26 protein-coding genes are annotated in these 26756 nt (G+C 65.1%); 14 read left to right on the top strand and 12 right to left on the bottom strand.

Going from position 1 to position 26756, the window contains the following annotated elements:
- Positions 1 to 9 precede the first annotated feature (9 nt).
- Positions 10 to 885 (top strand): LysR family transcriptional regulator, encoded by an 876-nt coding sequence (locus L8F97_RS18325; protein WP_242153596.1) that lies wholly within the window; start codon positions 10 to 12, stop codon positions 883 to 885.
- A 251-nt stretch (positions 886 to 1136) separates the two neighbouring features.
- Positions 1137 to 1916, top strand: a complete 780-nt coding sequence (locus L8F97_RS18320; RefSeq protein WP_242153594.1) for an SDR family oxidoreductase — start codon at positions 1137 to 1139, stop codon at positions 1914 to 1916.
- A 32-nt stretch (positions 1917 to 1948) separates the two neighbouring features.
- Here the strand turns inward: L8F97_RS18320 and L8F97_RS18315 are convergent, their stop codons facing one another.
- Together L8F97_RS18315 and L8F97_RS18310 are read right to left on the bottom strand one after the other, a co-directional pair.
- Complete coding sequence (locus tag L8F97_RS18315; RefSeq protein WP_242153592.1) at positions 1949 to 3247, bottom strand: cytochrome P450; 1299 nt, start codon at positions 3245 to 3247, stop codon at positions 1949 to 1951.
- Between the two features lie 26 nt (positions 3248 to 3273).
- Positions 3274 to 4302: an amidohydrolase family protein gene (locus L8F97_RS18310; protein ID WP_242153591.1), complete on the bottom strand. Its 1029-nt coding sequence runs from the start codon at positions 4300 to 4302 to the stop codon at positions 3274 to 3276.
- Positions 4303 to 4402: 100 nt separating this feature from the next.
- Between L8F97_RS18310 and L8F97_RS18305 the strand changes: the two genes are divergently transcribed.
- On the top strand, positions 4403 to 5596 hold the full coding sequence (locus L8F97_RS18305) for a CynX/NimT family MFS transporter (RefSeq protein WP_242153589.1): 1194 nt from the start codon (positions 4403 to 4405) through the stop codon (positions 5594 to 5596).
- On the opposite strand, the gene L8F97_RS18300 is transcribed toward L8F97_RS18305, so the two are convergent.
- Genes L8F97_RS18300 through L8F97_RS18290 form a run of 3 tightly spaced genes read right to left on the bottom strand, consistent with a single transcriptional unit; the run spans position 5577 to position 8425 of the window.
- Positions 5577 to 6818 carry an NAD(P)/FAD-dependent oxidoreductase gene (locus tag L8F97_RS18300; RefSeq protein ID WP_242153587.1) on the bottom strand — a complete coding sequence of 414 codons (1242 nt, stop codon included), beginning with the start codon at positions 6816 to 6818 and terminating at the stop codon, positions 5577 to 5579. The two genes, L8F97_RS18305 and L8F97_RS18300, sit on opposite strands and share 20 nt — an antisense overlap.
- Positions 6819 to 6863: 45 nt before the next feature.
- The gene (locus tag L8F97_RS18295) at positions 6864 to 7592 is read right to left on the bottom strand and encodes an SDR family oxidoreductase (protein ID WP_242153585.1); all 729 of its coding nucleotides are present in this window, start codon (positions 7590 to 7592) and stop codon (positions 6864 to 6866) included.
- A gap of 8 nt (positions 7593 to 7600) precedes the next feature.
- Positions 7601 to 8425 (bottom strand): SDR family NAD(P)-dependent oxidoreductase, encoded by an 825-nt coding sequence (locus tag L8F97_RS18290; protein ID WP_242153584.1) that lies wholly within the window; start codon positions 8423 to 8425, stop codon positions 7601 to 7603.
- A 131-nt stretch (positions 8426 to 8556) separates the two neighbouring features.
- On the opposite strand from L8F97_RS18290, the gene L8F97_RS18285 reads away from it, so the two are divergent.
- Positions 8557 to 9612, top strand: coding sequence for an aldo/keto reductase (locus tag L8F97_RS18285; protein ID WP_242153582.1), 1056 nt, complete (start codon positions 8557 to 8559; stop codon positions 9610 to 9612).
- A 24-nt stretch (positions 9613 to 9636) separates the two neighbouring features.
- On the top strand, positions 9637 to 10527 hold the full coding sequence (locus L8F97_RS18280; protein ID WP_242153579.1) for an SDR family oxidoreductase: 891 nt from the start codon (positions 9637 to 9639) through the stop codon (positions 10525 to 10527).
- 6 nt (positions 10528 to 10533) lie between these two features.
- Here L8F97_RS18280 and L8F97_RS18275 read toward each other — a convergent pair whose 3' ends face one another.
- The 6 genes from L8F97_RS18275 to L8F97_RS18250 all read right to left on the bottom strand — a co-directional run bounded on the left by L8F97_RS18275 (position 10534) and on the right by L8F97_RS18250 (position 16493).
- Positions 10534 to 11883 carry an MFS transporter gene (locus L8F97_RS18275; protein WP_242153577.1) on the bottom strand — a complete coding sequence of 450 codons (1350 nt, stop codon included), beginning with the start codon at positions 11881 to 11883 and terminating at the stop codon, positions 10534 to 10536.
- Positions 11884 to 11918: 35 nt separating this feature from the next.
- Entirely contained in the window at positions 11919 to 13544 is a 1626-nt protein-coding gene (locus tag L8F97_RS18270; protein ID WP_242153576.1) for an AMP-binding protein, read from the bottom strand.
- An 83-nt stretch (positions 13545 to 13627) separates the two neighbouring features.
- Entirely contained in the window at positions 13628 to 14560 is a 933-nt protein-coding gene (locus tag L8F97_RS18265; protein ID WP_242153574.1) for a fumarylacetoacetate hydrolase family protein, read from the bottom strand.
- A 3-nt stretch (positions 14561 to 14563) separates the two neighbouring features.
- The gene (locus L8F97_RS18260) at positions 14564 to 15484 is read right to left on the bottom strand and encodes a VOC family protein (RefSeq protein WP_242153572.1); all 921 of its coding nucleotides are present in this window, start codon (positions 15482 to 15484) and stop codon (positions 14564 to 14566) included.
- Between the two features lie 44 nt (positions 15485 to 15528).
- Positions 15529 to 16293, bottom strand: coding sequence for an SDR family NAD(P)-dependent oxidoreductase (locus tag L8F97_RS18255; RefSeq protein WP_242153570.1), 765 nt, complete (start codon positions 16291 to 16293; stop codon positions 15529 to 15531).
- Positions 16290 to 16493, bottom strand: a complete 204-nt coding sequence (locus tag L8F97_RS18250) for a ferredoxin (protein WP_242153568.1) — start codon at positions 16491 to 16493, stop codon at positions 16290 to 16292. Before L8F97_RS18250 ends, L8F97_RS18255 begins: the two co-directional genes overlap by 4 nt.
- A 216-nt stretch (positions 16494 to 16709) precedes the next feature.
- Here L8F97_RS18250 and L8F97_RS18245 point away from each other — a divergent pair, with 216 nt between their 5' ends.
- The 9 genes from L8F97_RS18245 (at position 16710) to L8F97_RS18205 (ending at position 26206) form a co-directional block, all read left to right on the top strand.
- On the top strand, positions 16710 to 18089 hold the full coding sequence (locus L8F97_RS18245; RefSeq protein ID WP_242153566.1) for an aromatic ring-hydroxylating dioxygenase subunit alpha: 1380 nt from the start codon (positions 16710 to 16712) through the stop codon (positions 18087 to 18089).
- 22 nt (positions 18090 to 18111) lie between these two features.
- The gene (locus L8F97_RS18240; RefSeq protein WP_242153562.1) at positions 18112 to 18675 is read left to right on the top strand and encodes an aromatic-ring-hydroxylating dioxygenase subunit beta; all 564 of its coding nucleotides are present in this window, start codon (positions 18112 to 18114) and stop codon (positions 18673 to 18675) included.
- 179 nt (positions 18676 to 18854) lie between these two features.
- Complete coding sequence (locus L8F97_RS18235; RefSeq protein ID WP_242153561.1) at positions 18855 to 19754, top strand: 3-hydroxyacyl-CoA dehydrogenase; 900 nt, start codon at positions 18855 to 18857, stop codon at positions 19752 to 19754.
- Positions 19751 to 20923, top strand: coding sequence for a thiolase family protein (locus L8F97_RS18230; protein ID WP_242153559.1), 1173 nt, complete (start codon positions 19751 to 19753; stop codon positions 20921 to 20923). Before L8F97_RS18235 ends, L8F97_RS18230 begins: the two co-directional genes overlap by 4 nt.
- A 51-nt stretch (positions 20924 to 20974) precedes the next feature.
- On the top strand, positions 20975 to 21868 hold the full coding sequence (locus tag L8F97_RS18225) for an IclR family transcriptional regulator (protein ID WP_242153557.1): 894 nt from the start codon (positions 20975 to 20977) through the stop codon (positions 21866 to 21868).
- Positions 21869 to 22087: 219 nt separating this feature from the next.
- Positions 22088 to 23236, top strand: a complete 1149-nt coding sequence (locus tag L8F97_RS18220) for an acyl-CoA dehydrogenase family protein (protein WP_242153555.1) — start codon at positions 22088 to 22090, stop codon at positions 23234 to 23236.
- Positions 23237 to 23249: 13 nt separating this feature from the next.
- Positions 23250 to 24242, top strand: coding sequence for an acyl-CoA dehydrogenase family protein (locus L8F97_RS18215; RefSeq protein WP_242153553.1), 993 nt, complete (start codon positions 23250 to 23252; stop codon positions 24240 to 24242).
- Between the two features lie 23 nt (positions 24243 to 24265).
- Entirely contained in the window at positions 24266 to 25066 is an 801-nt protein-coding gene (locus tag L8F97_RS18210) for a crotonase/enoyl-CoA hydratase family protein (RefSeq protein WP_242153551.1), read from the top strand.
- 15 nt (positions 25067 to 25081) lie between these two features.
- Positions 25082 to 26206 carry an acyl-CoA dehydrogenase family protein gene (locus L8F97_RS18205; RefSeq protein WP_242153549.1) on the top strand — a complete coding sequence of 375 codons (1125 nt, stop codon included), beginning with the start codon at positions 25082 to 25084 and terminating at the stop codon, positions 26204 to 26206.
- A 3-nt stretch (positions 26207 to 26209) separates the two neighbouring features.
- On the opposite strand, the gene L8F97_RS18200 is transcribed toward L8F97_RS18205, so the two are convergent.
- Positions 26210 to 26731, bottom strand: a complete 522-nt coding sequence (locus L8F97_RS18200) for a carboxymuconolactone decarboxylase family protein (protein WP_242153547.1) — start codon at positions 26729 to 26731, stop codon at positions 26210 to 26212.
- Positions 26732 to 26756: the final 25 nt, after the last annotated feature.

Raw genomic sequence — 26756 nt, 5'->3', positions numbered from 1 at the left:
ATACCTTCTATGCTCGACCGCTATCTCTTGCGATACTTTGCGGCGGTCGTCGATCACGGCAATTTCTCGCGCGCGGCGGCAGCCTGCGGCGTGTCGCAGCCGACGCTTTCGGTGGGTATCGCCAAGCTGGAGCGGACGGTCGGCCACCCGTTGTTCGTCCGGTCCAACCAGCGTGTCGAGCTGACCGATGCCGGCGCGCGCTTCCTGGTGCACGCGCGTCGGATCGAACGCGAGTTCAACGCCGCGGCAGACGCGATGCGCGTCTCGGTGGATTTGCCGTCGCTGCGGCTGGGCGTACTCACCAGCGTGCCCGGTTTGGTGGTGGCGCGCGGCATCGCGCAGAGCCGGCCGGGGGAGCGGCACCGTCTGGAACTGGTGTACGGAAGCGAACGCGAGATCGTCAGCCACCTCGCCAAGGGCCGCATCGACGTGGCGCTGACGTTGGTCGGCCGCGGCGCGGGACGCTTCATGGAACGCGTGGTTCGCACGGAAGGCTACCGCCTCGCGATCCACGACGATCATCCCTTGGCGGACGAGGCCGAGCTGTCCCCCGAGCAACTTGCCAGCGAGGTGATGATCGTCCGGCGCCATTGCGAGGCGCTGGCGGAAACCAGCCGTTTCTTCACCGAGCGCGGCGTGCGGCCCCACTTCGCACTCCGCTCGACCAATGACGAACGCGTACTCCAGATGATCTCGGCGGGTCTGGGCATGACGGTGATGCCAGAATGCTACCGGCACGAGGGCGTGCGCCGACCGCGGCTCACCGGCTTTACCGCGCAAAGGTCGATCGGCTGGATCGCCGCGCATCATGCCGAGCACCTGCTGGCCGAACCACCGCCGATCATGACCATGATCGAGGCCGCATTCGGCGACCTGGACACATGATCGTGATGTGCCGCGCGCCGGCGGCTGGCCGTCTGCTTCTTTCCCCATTTCCGCCCTACGGGATTTGTGTTGCATTTCGCAGTCCGCAATGGGACCATCGAGGGGATTAGCGAACTCGGTGCTACTACCCCGTCCGGCTTTACCATCGGCAAATTGGGTGTGTTCACGGCGGGGACGTTCACGCGCCCTGCCGCTGCGCGCCGCCAACGGCAACAGGACGGCGCAGGGGTGGACCGGCAGGGAGAGAACCGATGGATCTTGGCATCATCGGCCGGCGCGCGCTGGTGTGCGCGTCCTCGGCGGGTCTGGGCTATGCCTGCGCATCGGCGTTGGCGCGCGAGGGATGCACCGTCATCATCAACGGGCGCGATGCGGAGCGGCTCGAACGTGCGCGCGACGCCATCACTGGCGCAAGCGCCGGCGATGTCATCGCGGTGCGGGCGGATGTCGGAACCCGCGAAGGTCGTAAGGCACTTCTCGATGCGGCCGGGCAGGTCGACATCCTCGTCACCAACAATGGCGGTCCCGCTCCGGGCCGGTTTCTCGACTGGGAAGAGGATGTTTGGCTGCGAGCGATCGAGGAGAACATGCTCGCTGCGATCATGCTGGTTCGTGGCGTCGTGCCTGGAATGCGGGCGCGGCGGTTCGGGCGTATCGTCAACATCACGTCGGCGATGGTGAAATCCCCGCAATTGCCGATGGCGCTGTCGACCACGGCACGAGCCGGTCTGACCGCTTTTGCCAAGGCGCTCGCGCGCGACGTGGCGCGCGATAACGTCACCGTGAACAATCTCTTGCCCGAACGCATCGAGACCGGACGGCTCAGAACCATGATCGAGCGGCTGGCAGCGCACCGCAACATCCCGTTCGCGGCAGCTCGCGACGAGATGTTGCGGCCGATTCCAGCGGGACGGTTCGGCACGCCGGATGAGTTCGGCCAGGCTTGCGCCTTTCTCTGCGCCGCGCATGCCGGCTATATCACGGGACAGAATTTGCAGATCGATGGCGGCGGATACGAAGGCCTGATCTGATCTGATCTGATCTGATCAGAGCGTTGGCGCAATCAGGCTGTTGTGTCCCAAACGACGTTCACCGACTTGGGCCCACGCAGGCCCACGCCCTTGATTTCAGGCTTGGGCTTCGACGGGTCGAAGCGGACGTTGGGCAACAAATCGAAGATTGCGTTGACGGCGCTCTCTATCTCCGCCTTCGCCACGAACAGGCCGATGCACATGTGCACGCCATAGCCGAAGCCGAACGACGGCTTGTTGCGGCGGAAGATGTCGAACGTGTCGGGGTCATCGAATACCGTTTCGTCGCGGTTGGCGGCATGCACCACCATCGAGACGATCGAGCCTTTGGGAATGGCGACGCCGCCGATCTCGACATCTCGCGCCGCCTCGCGCGCCTTGAACGTAGCGACCGGCTCGAGCCGCACCGCCTCGTCGATGGCCTTGGACAGCAGGCTGCGATCCTGCCGGATCTGATCGAGAAGCGCGGGACGTTCGAGCAACAACACCATCAGGCTGCCGAAGGTGCGGGTCGTCGTCTCTGCAGCGGCAGGGAGCAGCATCCTGACAAAATCGGTGACCTGCTCGTCGGACAGCGTTTCGCCCTCGTGTTCGGTGCGCAGCAGGCGGCCGATCAGGTCGTTGCCCAGCGAACCCTGCCTGCGGCGTTCGGCGACGAGCGGCAGCACGTAATCGTGGAGCGCTCGCGAGGCCTCCAGCGCCTCGACCCGCGCGCGCGCTGCCTCCTCCGGGCTGCGCTTGGGCCCGGCCAGGATCTTCAGCGCCATGGACGCAAAGATTTCCAGCCCCTTCTGATCGCCGTCCGGGAAGCCGAGAATCGCGTAGATCACCCGCACGGGGAAGCCGAGCCCCATGTCGGCGATCAGATCCGCCTTGCCGCGCGGTACGAGCGGCGCGACATATTCGTTGCGAATTACCGGATCGATCAGCGCAGCGCGCCATTCCTTGAGCACCGGCGGCATGAAGCAGGGTTGCAGCAGCGAGCGCATCCGCCGGTGATAATCGCCGTCCATCGCGGTGAGCATGAATGTGCCCATGAAGGTGCCGAGCCCCTCGCCGATCAGCCCGCTGGTATACGTATCCTGATCGCGCAGCACGGCGCCCACATCGGAATGGCGGAACAACGTATAGACCTGCCGGCCGCGTGCGTTGCCGAAAATCGGTGGCACGCCGAGTTCCTCGAGAATATCGCCCTTCATCACTGGCGATTCGTTCATCTTGGCGCGGTACAGAGGCATCGGATCATCGAGCAGGCCGCCGAAATTGCTGCTGACCTTGTCGAAGCTTGCCTGCATGTCGTTGGGCTTTTCGCCCGTCACCACGGTCGCCATTACATCTCTCCTCATCGACGTCCCGCTTACGCAGCGTTCGCCATGGCGTGTTGATTGAGCTTGAGCAGGCGGATCGCATTGCCGCTGCGAATTTTTTCGGCGTCGGCGGCGCTCAGCCCGAGGCCGTCGGTCGGATCGCCATTGTCGTAGGCGCCACCGAAATTGGTGCCGTGGACGAGATTATCGATGCCGACGACCTCGGCCACGCCGCGCCGAAGCGCGGGATGGTGAACGTCGAGATCGAAGAAGAAGTGGGGCATGTACTCGAGCAGCGGCCGCCGGTTGCGCGCGTCGGGCGCCATGTTGGCATTGAGCTCCGACAGCCGTCCGAGCTGGAACACGGCCATGCCGCCCGCATGCGTGATGTACGCCTTTAAATTGGGGAACGTGTCGAGAGCGCCGCTACAGATCAGATACCAGAAGAACAGCGTCTCGTCGAAACAGTCGCCGAGGATCGAACTGGTCTCGAATGCATCCTCGTGGTGGCGCTCGCCCAGGTAGATCGACTGGTTAAATCCGTGGACCATCACCGGCACGTCGAGTTCGGCCAGCTTCTCCCATACCGGAAACAGACGCTCGTCATGCGTGGCGATGCCGTCGAAATTCGTGCCGCCTACACAGATGCCCTTGGCGCCGAGCTGCCGCACCGCCCGATCGATCTCGACGACCGCCCCGGCAGGATCGGCGAGATTGGCATGGCCCCAGAAGGCGAAATGTTCGGGGTCGACGGCGCAGAAGGCGGAAAGTTCGTCATTGCAGGTGCGGGCATATTGCGTGCCGAATTCCCCTGCCCAGTACATGAAGGCGTGCGATGGCGTGGACAGCACCAGCATGTCGACGCCACGCTGCTCCATCAGCGCGCGACGCGCCTCGTGCGTCATCCGCGCAAGCAGATTGGTCTCCGCTTCGGCGTCATTCGACGCTTTCGCCTTCTGCTTCGTGCCGAGCGAAAAGTGGCCGACCGTCAGCCCCTGGACGCGCATGAACGGCCCCCAGAAGTCGTGCTGGTTGAGCATTCCGGACGTGAAAAGATGGGCATGGGCATCAATCAACATCGAGACACTCTCCGCTTTTATGTATAGATTATCATTCTCATATCGGAGGGGTCCGTCGCAAGTGCAAAATGTGTCCGTACGGTGCGAACCGCGCCGACTCGTGTCGACGACGCATCGTCGCTGGATCGCCGGCGCGGCGATCGTGGCCACCGCCTTCGCCTTGCGCCTGGTTTTTGCCAGCCTCTCGGTGACGCTGCCCGAGGTCGCCGCCGGGACCGGCCTGCCGGCGGTCGGCACCAGTGTTTTGACCACGCTGCCGGTGCTGTGCCTAGGCCTGTTCGCGCCTCTCGCACCGCCTCTTGCCGAGCGTTTCGGCACCGAGCGGACGTTGCTGGGCGCCATGTTGATCCTGGCCGCCTGTACGGTGCTGCGAGCGTTCGGACCGGTCTATCTGCTGTTCGGTGGTTCCGCACTGTCGGGGTGCGTGATCGCGATCGGGAACGTGCTGCTGCCCGGCCTCGTCAAACGCGATTTTCCCGATCGCATCGGGCTGCTGACGGGCCTGTATGTCATGGCGATCTCCGGTGGCGCTGCGCTGGCGGCCGGGGCGACCGTTCCGATCGAGCGCGCCGCCGGAGCGGGCTGGCGCTTCGCACTGGCGATCTGGGCCTTGCCGGTACTGCCTGCGATCGCACTATGGATCTCCCAGCTACGCGTCACGGCACGTAGCCGGAAGCGGACCGGTCCCTTGGGCGCACTGTGGGGGAGCCTGCTTGCCTGGAAGGTGACGCTGTTCATGGGGCTGCAATCCGCCCTCGCCTTTTCCGTTTTCGGGTGGCTCGCTGTGATCCTGCGCGCGCGCGGCGTCGAGGCGACGACGGCAGGACTGGTGCTGTCCGTGCTCATCCTGACCCAGCTTGCGACATGTCTGACGGTGCCGGCCATCGCGGTCCGACAGCGCGATCAGCGCGTGATGGCCGCAGCGCTGACCGTAGCGGGTGCCGGCGGATTGATGGGACTGCTCTACGCGCCGCTTGCACAAGTCTGGCTTTGGGCGCTGGTACAGGGGGCAGGCCAAGGCGGGCTCATCGCCCTTGCGTTGACGCTGATCGTGCTTCGCGCCGAAGATCCCAGTGTCGCGGCGCGGCTATCCGGCATGGCGCAGGCCGTCGGCTACATCATCGCCGCGCTCGCCCCGTTGACGATCGGTCTGCTGCGCGCGCTCACTGGCGGCTTCGACGCGACCGGCTGGCTGGTCGCGCTGATCGGCGCCGGCTTGCTGTGGAGCGGACTCGGCGCCGGGCGGGCGCGGTTCGTCGTCTGCCGCGGGATCATCACTTCGCCAAATCCTTGATCGGGATCGAGAGGTCCGCCAAGTGCGCGGGGTCGACGATCCTCGCCTCTCCGACCAGCGTGCGCCCCGCCATGAACTCCGGCGTACGGTTGACCGCCTCGACCGCAAGCACGCGATTGTCCGGCGCCAGATGGAAGATCGCGAAGCTCCTCTCCGCCATGTCTCCCCGGATCACAAGCCGGTGCGAGTCGAACGGAACGCCGACGATCTGCAATTTGAGATCGTACTGATCAGACCAGAACCACGGCGGTTCGTGCGCTGGCGCAGGTTTGCCCATGATGTGCGCAGCGACGCGCCGCGCCTGTTCGAGCGCGTTGGGTACGCTCTCCAGCCGGAACATACGCCCGCCGTAGAGCGGCATCGGTCGCCACGTCATGTCGCCAATCGCATAGACGCCCGGTTCGGACGTGCAGGCATTCTCGTCGACGATTACGCCGCCGTGATCGCAGCCTATTCCCGCCTCCCGCGCGAGTTCATCGCAAACGTCGGCGCCGATGCCGACGATCACCGCGTCGCAGAGCAGCCGTTCGCCGTCCGCGAGCCAGAGCGCCGAGACGTTCCCGTCGCGCCCCTCAAAGCCCTCCACACGCGCCTCGGTACGGATCTCCAAGCCCTTCGCGCGATGATAGTCATCGAAGAACGCCGCGAGCGGCGCACACGCGACGCGCGCCAGGATACGAGACTCGCGTTCGAGCAGCACCACGGACGATCCTAGCGCCAGCGCCGAGGCCGCCGCCTCCAGTCCGACATAGCCGCCGCCAACGATCGCGAGCCGCCGCCCCGGGCCGATCGCGCCGCGGATCGCATCGGCGTCCGCGATCGAGCGCAAATAGTGAATGCCGCCAAGCGCCGCGCCGGGAATCGCGAGCCTACGGGCGCGCGATCCGGTGGCAAGAACAAGCAGATCGTACCTTTCCGAACCGCCGCCGGCGAGGCGAACGGTCTGCGCCGTTCGGTCTATTGCGACCGCACGGGCGCCGAGCCGCAGCGCGATGCCGGCGCTCGCGTAGTAGCTGTCGGGCCGCAGCTTCAGCGACTCCATTGCCGCCGTGCCCTTCAGATATCCCTTGCTGAGCGGTGGGCGATGATAGGGGACGATCGGCTCATCGCCGATGAGCACGATCTCCCCGGTGTGGCCCGCCGTGCGAAGCGCGGCGACGACGTTGCCGCCACCATGCCCCGCCCCGATCACCACGACCTTTGCGTCGACACGTTCAGACATGATCCACTCCATATCGGGCCGACGCGCCGTGTGTGACTTTCGCCATCAGTGCTGCTGCCCGCTCGAATAGATTCGCAGGTGCGGGATATTGGCGTGCTCGGGCTGTTCGAGCAGGAAACGCACCGCTGCCGCCACATCGGCGGGAAGCAGCGGCGTCACCGGCGATCCGGCGCCGGGGCGGCTCGCGGCCGGGAGATGGTCGAACACCTCCGTTGCGGTCGTGCCCGGGGCGACGATACCGACCCGGACGCCCGTGCCGGCGAGATCGACGCGCAGCGAATCGCTGAAAATCTCCACCGCGCGCTTCAGGCCGCCATAGACGCCTGCCGCCGCCGTGGTCAGGTTGGCGCCAATGCTGGAGATGTTGACGATCGCCCCGCCGCCCTGCGCTTTCATCGCCCGCGCGAACACGTAGCTCGCCCGCACAACCGCTTCGTAGTTGAGCGCGATCATCGGACCAAGCGCGTCGAGATCGAAGCTGTCGACCGTCCCGACGCGGAAGATGCCGGCGTTGTTGATCAACGCATCGACCCGGCCGAAACGCGCCAGCGCAGTATCGAGCATCCGCTGCGCGCTGACAGGTTCGGCTACGTCGATCGCCAGCGTTTCCACTGCGACGGGCAGGCTCTCGGCCAGCGCGGCGAGCCGGTCGGCACGCCGGGCGACCAGCAGCAGCCGCACGCCCGCCTCGGCAAAGTCGCGCGCAATCGCTTCGCCGATCCCTGCGGACGCGCCGGTGATGACGGCGACCGTACCGGACAAATCCCGTCCCATCGCCGGGCTTAGAAGGATTCGCGGCCGCTGCGCGCGAAATATTCGCGCAGCGGGGCCACGGTCGGGACGTGCGACGAGAAGCCGCCATCGACCGGAATGGTCGTGCCGGTGACAAACGCAGCCTCGTCCGAGGCAAGGAACGCGACGACGTCGGCGACATTCTCCGGCGTGCCGAGCTCTGGCGTCAGATGCGCATCGAGGATGATCTGGCGCAGTTCGCCCTGCACCGCGTGTTGCGCGTTCTCGCCCAGTACCAGCCCGATCTGGATGGTGTTCGAGCGGATGCCTTGCTTGCCATATTGCGCGGCGATCGATTTCGACAGCAACGCGATCGCCGCCTTGGACATGCCGTAAGCGGTCAGCGTGATGTCCCCCTGCCCGCCGAACCCGGAACTCGAATGAATCAACGAACCGCCGCCCCGCGCGACCATATAGGGGATGACGTGCTTGGCGCAGAGCAGTGCACCGCGTGCGTTGACTGCCATCGCCCGGTCCCAGGCCTCGATCTCGACGTTGCAGACGTCGCGGTCGCGCGCGCGATACTCCGGCGTGAGGTAGGCAGCGTTGTTGTGGAGAATGTCGATCCCGCCGAAATGCTCCGCCACCTCGGCCGCCATCGCCTTGACGCGCGCTTCGTCGGACACGTCCACCGCAACGGCGATCGCGTCGCCGCCGGCATCGCGCACCGCCTGAGCAGCGTCCGCACCGCTTTGCGGATTCAACTCGGCGATGGCGATCTGAGCGCCGCATTGCGCCAGCCGCAGCGCGGTCGCGCGCCCGAGCCCCTGCCCGGCGCCGGTGACGATCGCCACCTTGCCCTTCAAATTCGGCATCACCCTGCTCCTGCATCCCTTCAGCCAAGCCCTCGAACGGTTGGAGATCGAGCAGCTTGCCAAGTTTCTCTGACTGGCTATCCATTCGCTCCTTGGAACGATATTGCAAGACGGGATTGGAGAGGAACCGCATGACACGCGACGAATCGTCGGAGGCACGTCTTCCGATCCGGCTGCTCGGGCGCTCCGGGCTGCGCGTCTCGCGGCTTGCGCTCGGCACGATGACGTTCGGCCAGCCGGGTTGGGGATGCGACGCGGCCGCCGCCGATGCGATCATGGATCGATTCGTTGCGGCGGGCGGCAATCTCATCGACACGGCCGATTATTATTCCGGCGGCGAGAGCGAACGCTTCGTGGGGCGGTATCTTGCCGACCGCAATCTGCGCGAGCAGTTGGTGATAGCCAGCAAGTTCAGCTTCGGCAGCGGTGGAGTCGGCGCGAACGCCACCGGCAACGGCCGCAAATCGATGATGGCGGCGCTGGAGGGCAGTCTGCGCCGACTCGGCACCGACTATATCGATCTCTACATCCTCCACCTCTGGGACGGGGTTACGCCGGCCGAGGAAGTGATGCGCGGGCTCGACGATCTCGTCCGCTCGGGCGAGGTCCGTTACGTTGCCTTGTCCGATGTGACCGGCTGGTACGCCGCGCGTGCGCAAACGCTGGCAGAATGGCGTGGCTACGAGCGGCTATGCGCGGTGCAGCTCGAATATTCGCTGGTCGAACGCGGGCTGGAACTGGAATTCCCGACGCTGTGCGCGGAGCTCGGCATGGGCATCCTCGCCTGGGCACCGCTCTGCAACGGACTGCTGTCGGGCAAGCACCGTTCGCCCGGCGACGGTGGCCTCGCAGCCGGTCGCGTCGAAACCGTCGACAAGGCCGGCCGTTTCGATCGGCTAACCGCGCGCAACTGGCAGATCGTCGCGGCGCTTGAACAGGTTGCGCGGGCGACCGATCGGTCGATGGCGCAGGTGGCGATCAACTGGGTGGCGAACCGGCCCGGCGTCGCGTCGGTGCTGCTCGGCGCGACCAAGGTTGCACAGATCGAGGACACGCTGCGCTCGCTCACCTTTACGATCAGTGACGAACACCGCGCCGCGCTCGACTCGGTATCGGTCAACCCGCGCCTGTTCCCGTATCGCTTCCTCGCCGACGCGCAGCGCCGCGTGACTCCGCACCTTTCCTGAACCCTGCTTTGAAGAGGTAAGCACATGCATATAGACTTGACCGGCAAACGCGTAATCGTCACCGGCGCCTCGCGCGGCATCGGTCGGGGCATCGCCGCCGCCTTCGCCGCCGAGGGCTGCCGCCTCGCGATCGGCGCGCGCAACGAGGAGGCGATCCGCGCCACCGCCGCCGAGATCGGCGCAGGCGCCGCCGACACGATCGTGCGCCGCCTCGACGTCGCCGACGATCAATCGGCCAAGGATTTCGTCGCCGAAGTGGCGGAGCGTTGGGACGGCGTCGACGTGCTCGTCAACAATGCCGGCCAGGGACAAAGCGGCACGCTGGAAAATCTCACGCCTGAACAACTGCTGGCGCATGCGAACATTCTCCAGATGGGTCATTTCCGCATGGCGCAGGCGGTGGTGCCGCACATGCGCAAGCAACGCTGGGGCCGCATCATCGACATCAATGCGGTCGCGGGATCGATCCCGACGCCCGACGGCATCCCTTCGGTGATCAATCGCGCCTCGTGCATCGCACTTTCGAAGCTGCTTGGTCAGGCTCTCGCGCCCGACAACATCCTCGTCAACTCGCTCAACATGGGCTGGATCGATACCGGCCAATGGGACCGCCACTATCGCGAGATGCCGCCGGGCGTGAGCCGCGAGGAATTTGACGAGATGGTGCTGAAAGTCGTGCCGATGGGCCGCTTCGGCACGCCGCAGGATGTCGCGGGTGTCGCGATCTTCCTCGCCAGCGAACTCGCCAGCTTCATCAGCGGCGTCGAGATCAACGTATCGGGTGGCCTGTATGGCCAGATCACCTATTACCCCAAGCTGAAGCGCGAGTTTGGCGAGGCGATGCGCAAGCGCTACGAAGACAGCCAGTCGCAAGACAGCGCAATGGACGCGATCGACGCCGCCGGCGTCGGCTGAGACAGGTCAGCGCGCGCCGGCGGCCCGTTCGTCGAGGCGCGCGCGGATCTCGGCGCAGCGTGCGCTGGTGAGCGGATAGCCCCAGCACAGCAACGCGCCGAGCAATCCCATGACGGCGGGCGTGCCTGCGAACAGCATCTGCACGCCACGCAGCGCCTGCGCACTGTTGGCGACGCCCAGTTTCGGCACATAGCCGATCCAGTCGAGCAGGATATAGCTCAGCCCCACCGAAAACGCGCCGCCGAGCTTCCAGCTGCTGATCAGCAGCGCGTAGAGTACACCGGTGCGATCGACGCCCTGCTCCAGCTTAAGCTCGTCGGCGGCATCGGCCATCATCGCGCGCGGCAGGAAGCTGACGCCGCCATAGAACACGCCCCAGATCGCCATCACCACGGCGGAGAGCACCAGATCATGGTGCGGCACCAGCAGCATCGTCGGGCACAGCACGAAAGACACGATGCCGCAGCTTGCCAGCGCGACCTGCTTGCCGACGCGTGCCGCCAAGGCGCCGAGCAACGGCATCGCCACCACGGCCGTGCCCATCTGCGCGATCAGCAGGACGCCGATCGTGCTGCGCTCCAGCCCCTTTGCGGAAATGAAGAAGAACACCAGCACCGCCGAGGCGACGCCGAAGCCGAGCCCGAACAGGAGATCCGCGGTGACCAGCCGGACGACGGCAGAGCGGCGGATCAATTGGAGATAACCGCCCACGCCAAGCCGGTCGCGCGCGGAGACGTGAGGGCGTTCGGGCACCAGCGCCGCTGCCATCAGCGTAAGTGGCACGGCGGCGCCGATGATCAGCCAGCCCATCGCCGAAAGTGCGGTGCCGGCATCGTTTGCGATCCGCCCCATCGCCAGCGGCAACAGCATGACGAGGCAGACGCCACCGAGGAACGCCGCCTGTATCCACGCGTAAATCCGGGCACGGTCGGCATAGCCGCGCACCAGCCCGGCCGCGAGCGAGAGTTGGGCGAGCGACAGGATCGACCAGCCCGCGTAGGCGAGGATCAGGCCAATGACGAGATAGGCGCCGCCCACGTTGTGCGGCGGCATGAACAGCATCACCGTACCGGCGATCAGCACCGGCAGCCCGATCAGCAGCCAAGGGCGGAAGCGGCCCCAGCGTGTCCGTGTGGCATCCATCGCGACGCCTAGCAGCGGATCGATCACGATATCGAGCACGCGCACAGCCATGAAGATCGTGCCGACCAGCGCCAGATCGAGACCTATCGCGTTGCCGAAATATTCGGGCACATTGACGACCAGCGGCAGCGTCAGCATCGCCATCGGCACGCTGGCGCCGGCTAACGCGGCGCGGGCCAGCGGCTTCAGCGGTGGCCCAGCATCTTGCTTCATCGGGTTCTCTTCCTGATCGGCGAACCCCGGCGGGGTCAGCGTTTTGCTACTTTCACGTCGCTTTTCTCGAAATCCCACGTCGTGTCCGTCGCACCCTCGTCACGCAACTTGTACTTCAGCACGCGGCCCTGCGGATTGGTCGGCAGGGTTTCGCGGAATTCGATGTAGCGAGGCACGGCATAAGACGGCACGCGTTCGATCAGCCACCGGCACAGCGCCTCCTCCTTCAAAGTCGCATCCGGCTTCAGGCGTGCCGTCACCTTGAGATCGTCCTCGCCCACGTTGGACGGCACGGCGTGAACCGCGACTTCGGCGATGTCGGGATGAAGCAGCAAGGCGCTCTCCATCTCGAAGCTCGAAATGTTCTCGCCGCGCCGACGCAGATAATCCTTCTTGCGATCGACGAAATAGAAGAAGCCCTGTTCGTCGAACTTGCCGATGTCGCCGGTGTGGAACCACAGGTCGCCCATCAGCTTGAGCGTCTCTTCGGGACGCCGCCAATATCCCTTGAACATGATGTCGGGGTATAATGGTCGCACGACGATCTCGCCCGCCTGGCCCAACGGCACCTCGTTGTTGTGATCGTCGAAGATGCGCACGTCGAATTCGGCTGCGCACTTGCCCGATGAACCGGGCGCCGCCGGCTCGTCGGCGGGCAGCGTCGTCACCAGCGCTTCGGTCAGCCCGTAGGCGTTCGAGCCGATCCGCTTCGCGCCAAACCGCTCGCGCCAGATCGCCTTGATGTCTTCCGAGAAGGGATTGCCCTTGACGGTATGGACCTGCCCGAAACAGCGCTTCATCGCCTCGTTTTCCGCAGCGCGCGCCAGCATCGTGCCGAGCGAGCCCAGGATCGACACCACGGTAGCGCCCGATGCCTCGATCGCGGGCCAGAAACCCGAGACGGAGAAGCGCGGGCTGATCGACATGGTGGCGCCTACCAGCAACACCGACACCGCCCCCGTCGCGATCGCGTTGAGGTGAAAGAAGGGCAACGGCGTCCAGTAGATGTCGTCATGCCCGATCGGTGACGCGCGCAGCAGCAGCCGGGCGACATGACACATCTGGTTGCCGCTCATCATGCAGCCTTTCGACGGGCCGGTCGTGCCCGACGTGTAGATCAATGCATTGAGCGCGGCGGGATCGGGCAGCCGCTCCATCGCCGTATCGTCGTCGCCGCGATGATCGTCGAGCGCGCGGACCGGTATCGCGCAGGCCACAGCCGATGCGAGATCGCCGCGGACGAGGATCAGCTTGAGGAACGTCAGCCGATCGGCGATTGCGACGATGCGATCGAGGTAGTGAGCCTCGCAGATGAGGATCGCTGCAGCGGCGTCCTCGACCTGATGCCGCAGGAACTCGCCGAGAAGCGCCGTATTGAGCGGCACGCTGACCGCGTGGATTTTGTTGATGCCGATCCAGGCGGCCACGGCATCGATGTTGTTGTCCAACATCGTTACCACGGTTTCGCCTTCGCCGACACCCAGTGCAGTCAGCGCATGGCCGAGACGGTTCGTCAGCCCGTCGAACGCGCCGTAGCTATAGGTCTCGCCGCCGAAGTCGAGGAAGGTCTTGTCTGGATGCGCGGCGACCGCCCGTGCGAGCGCCGCCACCGGAGTGTCGCGCGGCCCTTGGTACCATCCCGCTCTGGACTGTTCAGCCATCCCATCCTCTTGCCGGCGGTGCTTCCAGCGAGCACCTGTGGCAGGCGTAGCAACATTCGTTCGACTATGCCAACATCAGAATTTCATTCTCTATCAAATTCGTTTGAACGGCCGTCGGGTATCGCTGCGACGGCCGCGGGTATGCCGAGACGACCGGTGCCACGGTTGGGTGCCAGCACGCGCTTCGGCCCGACGCCATGCGCCAGCGCCCCGATCCCGCCGATCCGCGCGACCAGCCGGTCGCCGGGCTTCAGAAACCTTCCGTCCTCCAGACCGACACCGGCGGTGGAGCCGGTGAACAGCAGGTCGCCCGGGCGCAGCCGAACCCGCGCGTCAACGTAATCGAGCAGTTCGTCGAGCGAGAAGATCATGTTGCGGCTGTTGTCGCGCTGCCGGATTTCGTCGTTGACCTCCATCTCGACGTCGAGCGCGGGCTGACCGGCGCCGCCGAGCGCGTCGAGCGTAGTGATCCACGGTCCGATCGCCGCCGTCGCGTCGAGCGCTTTTTGCGTAAAAAGATCCAAGGAGCCAAGCTGCTTGCCTGCATCCCGCGCGCTGACATCGTTGCCGATCGTATAACCGAGCAGGCATTCGGTCGCGCGTTGCGCGTTCTCGAGTGGGCGCGCCACGACCGCTACGAGTTCCACTTCAAAATCGAGCATCGCGGTCACCGCCGGATAGCTGATTTGCCCGCCCGGATCGACGATCGCCGAATCGGGCTTGATATAGGCGATCGTGTGGGGCGGCGGCTCCTTGCGGCCGAGGCGGGTGAGATGTTCGAGATAGTTCAACCCAACGCCGAAGACGCGCGCGCCCGGTTCACGCGGCGCGCGCAGTCTAAGGTCCGCCAGTCGTGACGCTTCCCCCGCCAGCGCAAACGCGTCTGCGTCGCCCTGCGCGGCGAATGGCGCCCAGTGCGCGAATGGCGTGTGAATACGGCGCGCCGTGCCGACGTGCGGATCGACCAACGCCCAGAAATCGTCTCCCGAGGTGCCGGCCACCCGCGCGACGTGCATGGCTCAAGCCGCCGCTTCGCCGAGTTCGCTGATCTTCTTCACGCTCGGTCCCAGGATCGGGCCGACGAGCTGATGCCCCCAAGCGCTCAGCGTTTCGGGGTTCGGCTCGAACAGTTCCGGAACCCACGGCCGCATCTCCCAGATCGACTCGATCGCGAAGCCGCTCGGCGAATAATGGTAGAAGGAAAGGTGGGGGTCCTGCGTGTGCTGGCCCAGCGTCATCATCATCGGGATTTCACGCTGCTGCACCCGGTCATAGGTCTGTCCGACGTCGCGCATCGCCTTCAGGTAAAGGCCGACATGCTGGATGCCGCGCATTCCCGGCCCATGGCCGTAAGCGATGTCGTGGCTTGTGCGATCGTTCAGTTTCGAACGGAAGAAACCGGTGCGTCCCTTGCCTGCACCCGACCCGTACCACCGGAATCCCATGATCCGCGTCAGGAAATCTTCAAGAGCGTCGGTATATTCCGGGGTGATGACGACGAGATGGCACATCCCCCGCTCTGCGGTCACGAAACCCGAATGAGGGCGGCTCGGCAGAAAGGAATCGGGCGCGAACTTCTGCCCGTAGAAAAGCTCGTGCTGGAAGCCGACCGGGTCCTTGAAGCGGGCCACCTCGCGGACGCCCCGGCGTGCCGCCAACTCGGCATCGCCACGTTCATAGGGCACCCCTTCGAGATCGAAGGTGTCGAGCGCGGCGAGAAATTCCTGTCGGCCGACGGCCTCCCAACCGACATAGGCGAGCCGGTCAATCTCGCCAGGCCAGAAGCTGAAGCGGCTGCGGCGTTCGTCGAGCTTGAAGTGCAATCCGTCGGGATCGACATTGTCGGCAACTTGCCAGCCCAGCACCCCGGTGCCGTAGTCGCGCCATTCCTCCAGCTTCGCGGTCTCGAAGCCGAGATAGCCTACACCGATGATATCCATTACTTCGCTCTCCCTGGTCAAGAATGGAACGCGATCGCGGGCGCTCAGGCCGCGAGCGCGCCGCCATCGATTACGATGTCGTTGCCGGTCATGAAGCTTGCTCCCGCCGACGCCGCGAACACCGCCGCGGCGGCAATCTCGTCCGGCTCGCCAGGCCGGCCGAGCGGGATGTTCGCGACGAGCCGCGCGCGAATCTCCTCCCGTTGCAGGAACGGCGCCGTACCCGGCGTCCTGATGAATCCCGGACTGATGCTGAGTGCGCGAATCCCCAGCGGGGCACCCTCGACCGCCAGTTGCCGCGTCATCGCGACGATCGCGCCCTTGGCGGCGGCGTGTGCGATCTTGCCGCTGCCGGCGGTTCCCGCCCAGGCTGCGGTCGAACCGACGTTGATGATGACACCCCCCTGCGCCGCCAGATGGGGCCAGGCCGCGCGCGTTGCAAAAAAGACGAGGTCGAGTTCATTGCGGATGGTGAAATGCCATTCCGCATCGGTCATCTGATCGACCGGGGCGAAGCGCGCCGCCGAGGCATTGTTGTAGAGGATGTCGATCCGGCCGTGAGCGCGCAGCGCATGGTCGATCCACGCCGCCGAGCCGGCCGCCGTGGCAAGATCGAGCGCGTCCGCCGGCCCGTCCATCTCGCCACCGCTCGCGCGCACCAGATCGACGGTCTGGCGGTGACCCTCGATATCGAGGTCGCAGCCGACGACACGCGCGCCCGCGGCAGCGAAGTGCAGGGCTGCGGCGCGTCCCAGGCCGCCGCCGGTGCCCGAGATCAGCGCGACCAGACCATCCAGCGCGCCGCTCACGCCGCCGCCGGTTCAACGGAGAGCGCGTTGGCGGGGCAGGCTTGAGCTCCCTCGATCGCCTTGTCGAGCAATGCGGCGGGAATGGTCGCGCCATCCGCGATCGCAACGATGCCGGCGTCGTCCAGCGTCCAGACTTCCGGGCAGATTTCGTGACAGACGCCGTAGGCGCAACAAGCTCCGCGATCGGCGACGGCACGCATTACGGGCGCTTGATCCAGCGATATGGACATTGGGGAACATTCTCCTTGGTCAGCATTCTCTGCGGAAAGCTTATTGCCCTTGTTGCCCTCCGACGCGGCGAACCGCAACAAGATATGTTGAAACTCCTGAACATAGATGGCATAGGTGTCTAGGAATTACCAGCCAAGAGCGTAGCCGCTAGTCGGCGCCAGACGCCGCTTACGCAGAGGATGACCATGATGCTGACACGCACCACGCCTACTTTGTCCGATGGCACGATGATCGGCGATCTCGTCCGCCCCGAAAGCCGCGAGGTCGAGCTTCGCGTCCTCTCCGATCGCGAGGTCTACGATCTCGAGATGGAGCGGGTGTTCGGGAAAACCTGGCTGTTCCTTGGACACCAGAGCGAGATTCCCGACGCCGGCGATTTCGTGATGCGCGACATGGGCAACGACTCGGTGATCGTGGCGCGCGAGCGCGACGGAACGATCCATGTTTCGCTCAACGTCTGTCCGCACCGGGGCATGCGCGTCTGCCTGACCGACGCGGGCAACGCGCCGGTTCACAAATGCATTTATCATGGGTGGGCGTTCAAGCCGAACGGCGACTTCGTCGGCTCGCCCGTCGCCGAGGAAAAGATGCACGGCGAGCTTCTTCCCAAAGCCGAACTCGGACTGCGCAAGGCGCGGGTGCATCTCTATGCGGGGCTGATCTTCGCGACCTGGAACATCGACGGCCCCTCGTTCGACGATTTTCTCGGCGAGATGAAATGGTATTACGACATGATCTTCAACCGCACCAAAGGTGGTTGGGAAGTGCTCGGCCCGCCGCAGCGGTTCATCGTCGACGCCAACTGGAAGGCGGCGGGCGAACAGTCGGCGGCGGACGGCTTCCATACGCTCACGCTGCACCGCTGGCTGGACGAGATGTTTGGTAATGGCGGCAGCGATCTGACCAGCACCATGTACGGTGTCGAAGTCGGTTCCGATCATGGCCATGCGCTGCGCTGCCAGTCGCTGTCCAAAAAGTTTGCGCGTGCCAAGGATTTCGACAAGGGCACGATGTCCGTCGAGGAGCGCTGGAACATCCTGCCCGCACCCGGCTGCACGCCCGAGATGCTCGACGAGGTCCGCGCCAATCTCACGCCGGAGCAGATGGAGCAGTTGATGACCAATCCGCCGCAGGTCGGTGGCATGTTCCCCAATATCCTGCTCGCCTGCATCTACGCGCCGCAGCCCGACGGACGCATCCTCGGTTCGATGGCGCTGCATACCTACATCCCGCGCGGCCCGGATAAGCTGGAGTTCGTAAATTGGGTGTTCTGCGAAAGCGGCACGCCCGATGCGGACAAGGAGATCATGCTAAAGAACACGATCTTCATGCTCGGCACTTCGGGCTTGGTCGAACAGGACGACAGTGACACCTGGCCGCACATGACGCTTTCGGCGCGCGGAGCACAGGGCAAGAAGATGACAATGAAATATCAGGCGATGAACGCGAACCCCCGCCCGGCGAGCTGGCGCGGCCCCGCCTTGGTCTATGACGGTTTCACCAAGGATGACACGCAGTGGAACTGGTGGATGTACTGGCGCGAACTGATGACCACCACCGACTGATCGCATTGGGGAGAGGATAGACATGACGAGCAGCGATGCGGCAGTGGCCGAAGCCGAGACGCCCGCGCGGGCGCGGATCCTGATGGGAACGACGCTCTACGGACGGATCGCCGAGGCCTATTTCGAAGAGGCGGCTACGCTCGATGCGCTACGCTATGCGGAGTGGGTCGGCTGGCTGGCCGAAGACGTGCGATACACCTGCCCACAGCGCATGACGCGCAGCCTCAAAGATTGGGACAAGTCGATCGATCGGCGCGTCATGCATTTCGACGAGAACCACAAGACGCTGTCGGCGCGGGTACGCCGGTTGCACGGCAACAGCGCCTTCGCGGAGGATCCGCCCTCGCGCACGCGGCGGCTGATCACCAACATCCGCGTGCTCGAAGGCGAGGACGAGGGCAGTTATGCCGTGACGAGTTACTTCCTGCTCACCCGCAGCCGTTTCGAGAATGCGACGCTGATGCTGATGTCGGGCGAACGCCGCGACGTGATCCGCGATTTGGGCGAGCGCTTCGAGTTGGCGAGTCGCGAAATCATTCTTGATCAGGCGGTGCTCGGCATGCCGAATCTGGCGGTCTTCCTCTGATCGCCGAACACTTTTTCGTGTGCTGCCCGAACGCCCGTCTCCAACCGGAGGCGGGCGTTTCATCGTACACGAACATCGTTTTTTATTCTCGTATCAGTACCAAATTCGGCATCAGGAATTGACAAAATCGCTGCGGCGGTCGCACTGCTAGGTCCGGGATGACGAGCAACGGGGCGAAGATGAACAAGGACAACACGGTAGTCGTGGCGGGCGCGGGCCTGATGGGCACGGGCATCGCCCATGCTTTTGCCGTTGCCGGTTACGCGACGACCTTGGTGGATATCGACCAGGCAGCGCTGACGCGGGCGCAGACTGGGATCGGCAAGATCCTCGACGACGGTGTCCGCCTCGGCAAGCTCGCCGAGGATGTTGCCGCAGCATCCAAGCAGCGGCTATCGACCGCGACCGACATCGCAGAAGCAGCGCGGGGCGCGGCACTGTTGATCGAGACGGTTTTGGAGAAGCTCGCGGTCAAACTCGCCGTCATCAAGGCGGCCGAGCCGGTGCTCGCCGCCGGCGCGATCGTCGCGACCAACACCTCGGCGCTCAGCGTGACCGAAATCGCGCGCGAGGCGACCGATGCGAGTCGCGTGGTCGGCATGCATTTCTTCAATCCGGTCCACAAGATGAAACTGGTCGAGATCGTTCGCGGTCTCGCCACCAGCGACGAGACGGTCGCCGAGACACGCGCATATTGCGAGGCGATCGCCAAGACGTCGATCATCGTCAACGAGGCGCCGGGGCTAACGACCAGCCGCATGTCGGCCATGGCGGGCAACGAAGCCATGTACATGTTGATGGAAGGCACCGCGACAGCAGAAGATATCGACACGGCGCACCGGCTGGGCTTCAACCATCCGCTCGGACCGCTCGAGCTGGGCGATGTCACCGGCTGGGACACGCGGCTGTCGGTGTTGCGCTATCTTCACCAGACCTTGGGCGAGAAGTTCCGCCCCTGCCCGCTCATCGTCAAGATGGTCGCGGCGGGCCGCTACGGCCGCAAGACCGGGGCGGGCGTCTATGAATATCGAGACGGGCAGAAGGTCCCGAACTCGGGCCTGAAGGCAGGCGTGCTGTGAGCGCGTTCATCGTCTCCGCCGCGCGGACACCAATCGGGCGCTTTCGCGGCGGTCTCGGCGCGGTACGGGCCGATCATCTGGGCGCACATATTCTCGGCGCCGTGACGGAGCGCGCCGGCGTGTCGCCGACCGAGGTGGACGACGTGGTGCTAGGCTGCGTCACGCAGATCGGCGAGCAATCCGCCAACATCGCGCGCACCGCTTTGCTAGGTGCCGGTTGGCCGTTCACCATCCCGGGCATGACCGTCGACCGCAAGTGTGGTTCGGGCGAGGCGGCGGTGCATATCGCCGCCGGCTCGATCGCGAGCGGAGCCGCTGACGTCGTCGTTGCCGGCGGTGCCGAGTCGATGACGCGCGTGCCAATGGGCAGCAACCGCGCGATCCACGGCGGGGCGTTCGGCTGGATGGTCGCAGACCGTTACGACATCGTGAATCAGGGCGAAGCCGCCGAGCGCATCGCGGACCTCTACCAATTGACCCGTGAAGACTGCGATCTTTACGCGATCGAAAGCCACCGCCGCGCCGCCGCCGCGGCAGACAGCGGACGCTTCGATGCCGAGATCGCCGCCGTTCCGGTTGCAGAACTGTGCGAGCGAGGCGCCGAGATATCAACGCCGATGCTCATCCGTGACGAAACCATCCGTCGCGACACCAGCCTTGAAAAGCTGGGCACGCTCAAGGCGAGCTTCCGGCCGGAGGGCGGCCGCATCACCGCCGGCAACGCCTCGCAGATCTCGGACGGCGCCGCTGCCGTACTCGTGATGTCGGAGCGCGCCATGAAGCGTCTCGACGTCGCGCCGCGCGCGCGGATCGTCGCGACGATCGGGGTCGGTTCCGATCCCGAACTCACGTTGACCGGGCCGATCGAGGCGACCAAACGGCTCCTCGCACGCACCGGACTGAAGGCAGACGATATCGACCTGTTCGAAGTGAACGAAGCCTTCGCATGCGTGCCGATCGCGTGGATGCGGGAGATCGGCGTCGGTCATGATCGACTGAACGTGAATGGCGGTGCAATCGCGCTTGGCCATCCGCTGGGCGCGACGGGGGCACGACTGCTCACCACGATGTTGCACGAACTGGAGCGTCGTGACGGCCGTTACGGATTGCAGGCGATCTGCTGCAACGGCGGCCTGGGCACGGCAATGATCATCGAGCGCATGTCCTGATCGCCGCGAGCGAGCGTTGCGGCAGCGCGATCATTCGCCTAGGATCGGCGCGTGGTAAAGAAAACTCCGACCGTGGACGAAGATCGGCCTGCGCGACCCGCGCGGGCCAAACGTCAAAAAGACATCGAAGCGCAACCTGCTCCGGCCGAGGCCGAAGATGTCCTTCCGGGCGACGGGGAGGAAGCAGGGGAGCTGGAGCCCAGCGTGGTCGTCAAGCCGGTCGTCAACGCGATCCGGATTTTGCGGCATCTGAACGAAATGGGCTCGCCGGGTCGCGCCATCTCGATCGCGCGCGCGCTGTCGATCAACGCGAGCACCTGCTTCAACATCCTGCGGACGCTGGCTTCGGAGCAACTCGTCCAGTTCGATCCGCTCTCGAAAACCTATACGCCCGGAATCGGGCTGACGACTCTCGTCGGCAACTTTCTCAGCGAACGTCAGCGGATCGCTGCGGTGTCGCCGTTGATGGCAAGCCTCGCCGCCAAGTTCAAGGTCACCACGTGCCTGTGGCGGCGAGTGTCCGACGATCGCATTATCCTCATCCGCAGCATCGGCAGCCCCACCGACGTTCGCATCGAGATGGTAGAGGGGCAGCGCTTGCCGATGATGATGGGTGCGACCGGACGCGTGCTGGCCTCGCAACTCGATCTGCCGCAAAAGGAGCTTCGCGCCATGTTTCGGCGGCTGCGGTGGCAGCGACCGCTGACCTTCGAGCAATATTGGGAACAGGTCGAGGAGGCATCCGCACGCGGCTTCGCTACCGACGACGGGTTCTATTCCGCGGGCGTGAAGAGCATCGCCGTGCCGATCACTGACAGTTCGGGCTATGTCGCGTTCACGCTGGTCGCGATCATGTTCCGCACCCAGCTCGACAATGATGACATCGAGGCCCTGTCATCAGAAATGGCGGCGCTCGCGCAACGCTTCGCCAACATCCTGTTCTGATCGACTGGCCGAGAACGGCTGGACGATGCAACAAACGCGTGCGATCGCAGATTAAGGCTGGCGTCGATCTTATTCTCGATATAGATGCAGTGTCACAATGCAGAATAACGAGGTTGATCAGCACGCGGCGCTTGCGTCGCACCGCCAGGCGCATGGCCTGAGCCTGAGCGATCGGGCCGTGTCGTCGCCCCGATCCGGTGTCGACCGGGATCGCCGGATATGACTCCGGCGCGCTTCGCCCATGCCGCCATTCCATCCGAGGCGGAGGCATTTCGGGCCGAGGTCCGGCGTTTCCTCGCGGCCGAAATCGAGAACATTCCTGTGCTCGCCCGCGCCGACAGCTGGATGGGGTATGACGCCGCATTCAGCCGGAAGCTAGGCGAAGCCGGCCTGATCGGCATCACCATGCCGCAATGCTACGGCGGCCGCGCCGCCGGTGCGTTCGCGCGCTACGTCGTCAGCGAAGAATTGCTGGCGGCGGGCGCCCCGGTGTCGGCACATTGGATCGCGGATCGGCAGAGCGCGCCGCTGTTGCTGCACTATGGCACCGAAACGCAGCGCGAACGCTACATCCCCGCGATCAGCCGTGGCGAGGCCTATTTCTGCATCGGCATGAGCGAGCCTAACTCGGGCTCCGATCTCGCGTCGATCGGCACGCGCGCGGTGCGCAGCGGCGATGGCTGGGTGCTCAACGGCCGCAAGATCTGGACCACCAACGCGCACCGCTCCCACTACATGATCGCGTTGGTCCGCACCGAAGGCCGCGAGGATGATCGCCACGGCGGCATGTCGCAGTTCATCATCGATCTGCACGCCCCCGGCGTCACCGTCCGGCCGATCCGCGACCTGACCGGGCACGAGCATTTTAACGAGGTGTTCTTCGACGATGTCGCGCTCGATGCCGATGCGCTCGTCGGCGTCGAGGGCAAAGGCTGGAGCCAGGTTATGGCCGAACTCGCCTTCGAGCGTAGCGGCCCCGAACGCTTCCTCAGTTCGCACGTCCTCCTCGCCACGCTGATAGATGCCGTAGGCAAGCAGCCCGACGCGCTGCAATCCTTCCAGATCGGCCGCCTGGTCGCCAAACTGCACGGCCTGCGCGCGATGTCGTTGGCGGTAACGGCGGAACTGGATGCGGGCGGCGATCCCGCTTGGGCCGCCTCCTGCGTCAAGGATATTGGCAATGGGCTCGAGCAGGAACTGCCCGAAATCGCGCAACTGATCGCGCCGGACGAACCACGCATCGGGCCGGGTTCGGATCAGGCGCAGGTGCTGGCATACCTGACCCAGATCGCACCCTCCTTCTCGCTCCGCGGCGGTACGCGCGAAATCCTGCGTGGCATTCTCGCTCGCGGACTCGGGCTCAGGTGACGGCATGAAGGACATGTTCGAAGAAACCATCGAGCGGCTGCTCGGCGACATGGTGACGGTGGAGCTTCTCGTCGCGGCAGAGGCTGGCGTCTGGCCGGAGGCGTTGTGGCAGGCGATCGAGGAGAACGGCCTTACGCTGGCGGCGGCAACCGAAGATCGCGGCGGTGTCGGCGGCAGCTGGCACGATGCGTTCGTGCTGGTCCGTGCCGCGGGGCGCCACGCCGCCCCCGTCCCGCTTGCGGAGACGATCGCGGTCAACTGGCTGCTGGCGCGCGCGGGTCTCGATGCGATCACCGGCCCGGCGACGCTCGGCACCGTCGATGCGGACGGCGTGCTGCACGACGTGCCATGGCCCAGGCATGCCCGGCATGTGCTGACCGTAGTGGAAGGCGAACTCCTGCTGTTCGCGACAGATGGCCTGGTGGTCGGGGAGAGCCTGAACATCGCACGCGAACCGCGCGGCACGATCCGCATCGCGGGCGCCGAACCGCTTTGTCGCGCGCCGCTGCGCGATCTGCCCAAGGAGATTGTCCTGCTTACCGGCGCGATGATCCGATCGGCGCAGATCGCCGGCGCGCTCCAGCGGTTGCTCGACACCGCGATCGACTATGCCAATCAGCGCGTTCAGTTTGGCCGGCCGATCGGTAAGTTCCAGGCGATCCAGCACCAGATCGCATTGCTTGCCGAACATGCGATGCTTGCTTCGGCGACCGCCGAGGCCGCCTTCGCCGCCAACACCCTAAGACCCGAAGTATTCGCGATCGCCGCGGCCAAATCGGTGGCGAGCGAGGCAGCCGGCGCGGGTGCCGGAATTGCCCATGCCGTGCTCGGCGCGATCGGCTTTACCTACGAACACGCGTTGCATTTTGGCACGCGACGGTTGTGGTCCTGGCGTAGCGAGTTCGGCGGTCAGACGTATTGGGCGGGGCGCATCGGCACGGCGGTCGCGCAGGCCGGCGGGCAAGGCTTTTTGCCGCAGCTCGTGGACGGCAGCATCGCCGCGTGATGGCCGGCCGAGGGGAGGCTGATATGGAAGATTTCCTGCTGATCGATCGCAACGGGCCGGTGGTGACGATCACGCTCAACCGCCCGCAGGAACGAAACGCGATCACCTCATTGACCTATATCGAGGAAATCCGCGCGTTCTGCGACCAGGCTACCGGCGACGCCTCGATCAAGGCGGTGATCGTCACCGGCGCCGGGTCTGCGTTCTGCGCGGGCGGCAACGTGAAGGACATGCGCGACAAGGCCGGCATCTTCGAAGGCTCACCCTATGCGCTCCGCAACCGCTACCGGCAGGGCATCCAGCAGATTCCGCTTGCGCTCTACGAGCTGGAGGTGCCGACGATCGCGGCAGTCAACGGCCCCGCGATCGGCGCGGGCCTCGACCTTGCCTGTATGTGTGATATCCGCCTTGCCACAGACCGCGCGATCTTCGCCGAGAGTTTCGTGAAACTCGGCATCGTACCGGGCGATGGCGGGGCGTGGCTGTTGCCGCGCATCGTCGGCAATGCCCGCGCCACGCTGATGACGTTGACCGGCGACACGATAGACGCCGCCAAGGCGCTGGAATACGGTCTCGTCACCGAAGTGCTTCCCGCCGACCAGTTGCTCGATGGCGCCCGTGCGCTCGCCCATCGCATCGCCGCCAATCCCGGCCATGCGGTGCGACTCGCCAAGCGGCTGCTGCGTGAGGCACAGGACATGCGGCTTGCCCCGCTGCTCGAGCTGTCGGCCGCGTATCAGGCGCTGGCACACCACACCCATGACCACGACGAGGCCGTCGCCGCGTTTCTCGAGAAGCGGCCGCCGAGCTTCCAAGATCGCTAGAGAGGCACCCACCACATGCGCCCCGTCCTCCGCGACGATCATGAGATGTTCCGCGATCAGGTGCGGCGCTTCATCGATCGCGAGATCGTGCCCAACCATGCGCAATGGGAGCATGATGGTGTCGTTCCCAAAAGCCTGTGGCAACGTGCCGGGCGCGAGGGCCTGCTCTGCGTGACCGCGCCCGAGGCGTTCGGCGGCGGTGGCGGCGACTATGGGCACAGTGCGGTACTGATCGAGGAACTGGCGCGCGCCAACGCCACCGCGGTCGGCTTCACCACGCATAGCGAAATCGTCAGCAACTACGTGGTCGCCTACGGCACCGACGAGCAGAAGACGCGCTGGCTGCCGCCGATGATCAACGGCGACATGATAGCGGTGATCGCGATGACCGAACCGGGCATGGGCAGCGACCTGCGCGCGGTCCGCACAACGATCCGCCGCGACGGCGACGAATATGTGATCAACGGCTCCAAGACGTTCATCACCAACGGCATCAATTCCGGCATGGCGGTCGTCGTCGGCAAGACCGACGCGGCCGCGCGCGAATTGACCCTGGTATGCGTCGAGGATGGCACGCCCGGCTTCGCCAAGGGCAAGAAGCTGGAGAAGATCGGCCTCAAGGGGCAGGACACGTCCGAATTGTTCTTCGACAACGTCCGCGTCCCGGTCACAAACCGGCTGGGCGAGGAGGACAAGGGTTTCCGCTACCTGTCGCATCAGCTCGCCTGGGAACGCCTCATCATCGGCATTCGCGCGGCGGCCTCGATCGAAGCGCTGCTGGAGGAGACGATCGACTATACGCGCGACCGCAAGGTGTTTGGCCAGACGGTGTTCGATTATCAGAACACCCGCTTCACGCTTGCCCAGGCAAAGGCCGAGGCGACGATGCTGCGCGCGTTCGTGGACGAATGTCTCGGCGAGGTGCTCCGTGGCGAGCTTTCCAGCGAGAAGGCCGCGATGGCCAAGCTGCTCGGCTCCGAGATGCAGAACCGCCTGCTGGACGAATTCCTGCAACTGCATGGCGGCTACGGGTTCATGAGCGAATATAAGATCGCGCGCGCCTGGGTCGATGCCCGCGTCGCACGGATCTACGGCGGCACGTCCGAGATCATGAAGGAAATCATCGCACGCTCGCTCTGACGATCAGGCGGCGGCATCTTCGTCGGGATAGCCGCGCAGCACGTAGGTCATGCGGCCGCCCGCCAGCATCAGCGCCGCATATTGATGCAATTCGACCATCTGCGCAGTGGTGAAATGCTCCGCCAGCGCCTCGTACGTCGCCGCGTCGATCCCAAAATAATCCTGTGCGAACAGTTCGGCGAAGTGGATTGCGGCGCTTTCGGACGGCGAGAAGCGCGGATCGTCCCAACTCAGACAAGCGACATCGTCCTCGCTCACCGTCTCCGTCTTGCGGGCGATCTGGCAGGCGCGGCAGTTGGTGATGCTGGCGATCTTGAGGCGCACGAGTTCGCGCAAACGCGGATCGAGCGACGATGCCGCACCGTGCATCGTCGCCATCAGCGCCAGCCACGCCGCTGCCGTGTCCGGTCGGTGCGCCCAGATTTGCACGGGAAGCGTCGAACTCAACATCCGGCTCTCGCGGCCGCGATCGATCTCTTCGGCAAGACCGGACGGCAACGCATCATGGGGTACGGGGTCAATCATCGGCATGTCGCTGGCTGCTCCGGCA

It is taken from the genome of Sphingomonas sp. BAUL-RG-20F-R05-02 (assembly GCF_022662305.1).
GTDB lineage: Bacteria > Pseudomonadota > Alphaproteobacteria > Sphingomonadales > Sphingomonadaceae > Sphingomonas.
This window is presented reverse-complemented; position numbering and strand designations above follow the sequence as displayed.

What these genes read in the sequence shown, in the direction of transcription:
- L8F97_RS18325 (WP_242153596.1), top strand. Translation starts at nt 10, where the DNA reads ATGCTCGACCGCTATCTCTTGCGATACTTTGCGGCGGTCGTCGATCAC.
- L8F97_RS18320 (WP_242153594.1), top strand. Translation starts at nt 1,137, where the DNA reads ATGGATCTTGGCATCATCGGCCGGCGCGCGCTGGTGTGCGCGTCCTCG.
- L8F97_RS18315 (WP_242153592.1), bottom strand. Translation starts at nt 3,247, where the DNA reads ATGGCGACCGTGGTGACGGGCGAAAAGCCCAACGACATGCAGGCAAGC.
- L8F97_RS18310 (WP_242153591.1), bottom strand. Translation starts at nt 4,302, where the DNA reads ATGTTGATTGATGCCCATGCCCATCTTTTCACGTCCGGAATGCTCAAC.
- L8F97_RS18300 (WP_242153587.1), bottom strand. Translation starts at nt 6,818, where the DNA reads ATGTCTGAACGTGTCGACGCAAAGGTCGTGGTGATCGGGGCGGGGCAT.
- L8F97_RS18295 (WP_242153585.1), bottom strand. Translation starts at nt 7,592, where the DNA reads ATGGGACGGGATTTGTCCGGTACGGTCGCCGTCATCACCGGCGCGTCC.
- L8F97_RS18290 (WP_242153584.1), bottom strand. Translation starts at nt 8,425, where the DNA reads ATGCCGAATTTGAAGGGCAAGGTGGCGATCGTCACCGGCGCCGGGCAG.
- L8F97_RS18285 (WP_242153582.1), top strand. Translation starts at nt 8,557, where the DNA reads ATGACACGCGACGAATCGTCGGAGGCACGTCTTCCGATCCGGCTGCTC.
- L8F97_RS18280 (WP_242153579.1), top strand. Translation starts at nt 9,637, where the DNA reads ATGCATATAGACTTGACCGGCAAACGCGTAATCGTCACCGGCGCCTCG.
- L8F97_RS18275 (WP_242153577.1), bottom strand. Translation starts at nt 11,883, where the DNA reads ATGAAGCAAGATGCTGGGCCACCGCTGAAGCCGCTGGCCCGCGCCGCG.
- L8F97_RS18270 (WP_242153576.1), bottom strand. Translation starts at nt 13,544, where the DNA reads ATGGCTGAACAGTCCAGAGCGGGATGGTACCAAGGGCCGCGCGACACT.
- L8F97_RS18265 (WP_242153574.1), bottom strand. Translation starts at nt 14,560, where the DNA reads ATGCACGTCGCGCGGGTGGCCGGCACCTCGGGAGACGATTTCTGGGCG.
- L8F97_RS18260 (WP_242153572.1), bottom strand. Translation starts at nt 15,484, where the DNA reads ATGGATATCATCGGTGTAGGCTATCTCGGCTTCGAGACCGCGAAGCTG.
- L8F97_RS18250 (WP_242153568.1), bottom strand. Translation starts at nt 16,493, where the DNA reads ATGCGTGCCGTCGCCGATCGCGGAGCTTGTTGCGCCTACGGCGTCTGT.
- L8F97_RS18245 (WP_242153566.1), top strand. Translation starts at nt 16,710, where the DNA reads ATGATGCTGACACGCACCACGCCTACTTTGTCCGATGGCACGATGATC.
- L8F97_RS18240 (WP_242153562.1), top strand. Translation starts at nt 18,112, where the DNA reads ATGACGAGCAGCGATGCGGCAGTGGCCGAAGCCGAGACGCCCGCGCGG.
- L8F97_RS18235 (WP_242153561.1), top strand. Translation starts at nt 18,855, where the DNA reads ATGAACAAGGACAACACGGTAGTCGTGGCGGGCGCGGGCCTGATGGGC.
- L8F97_RS18220 (WP_242153555.1), top strand. Translation starts at nt 22,088, where the DNA reads ATGACTCCGGCGCGCTTCGCCCATGCCGCCATTCCATCCGAGGCGGAG.
- L8F97_RS18215 (WP_242153553.1), top strand. Translation starts at nt 23,250, where the DNA reads ATGTTCGAAGAAACCATCGAGCGGCTGCTCGGCGACATGGTGACGGTG.
- L8F97_RS18210 (WP_242153551.1), top strand. Translation starts at nt 24,266, where the DNA reads ATGGAAGATTTCCTGCTGATCGATCGCAACGGGCCGGTGGTGACGATC.
- L8F97_RS18205 (WP_242153549.1), top strand. Translation starts at nt 25,082, where the DNA reads ATGCGCCCCGTCCTCCGCGACGATCATGAGATGTTCCGCGATCAGGTG.
- L8F97_RS18200 (WP_242153547.1), bottom strand. Translation starts at nt 26,731, where the DNA reads ATGATTGACCCCGTACCCCATGATGCGTTGCCGTCCGGTCTTGCCGAA.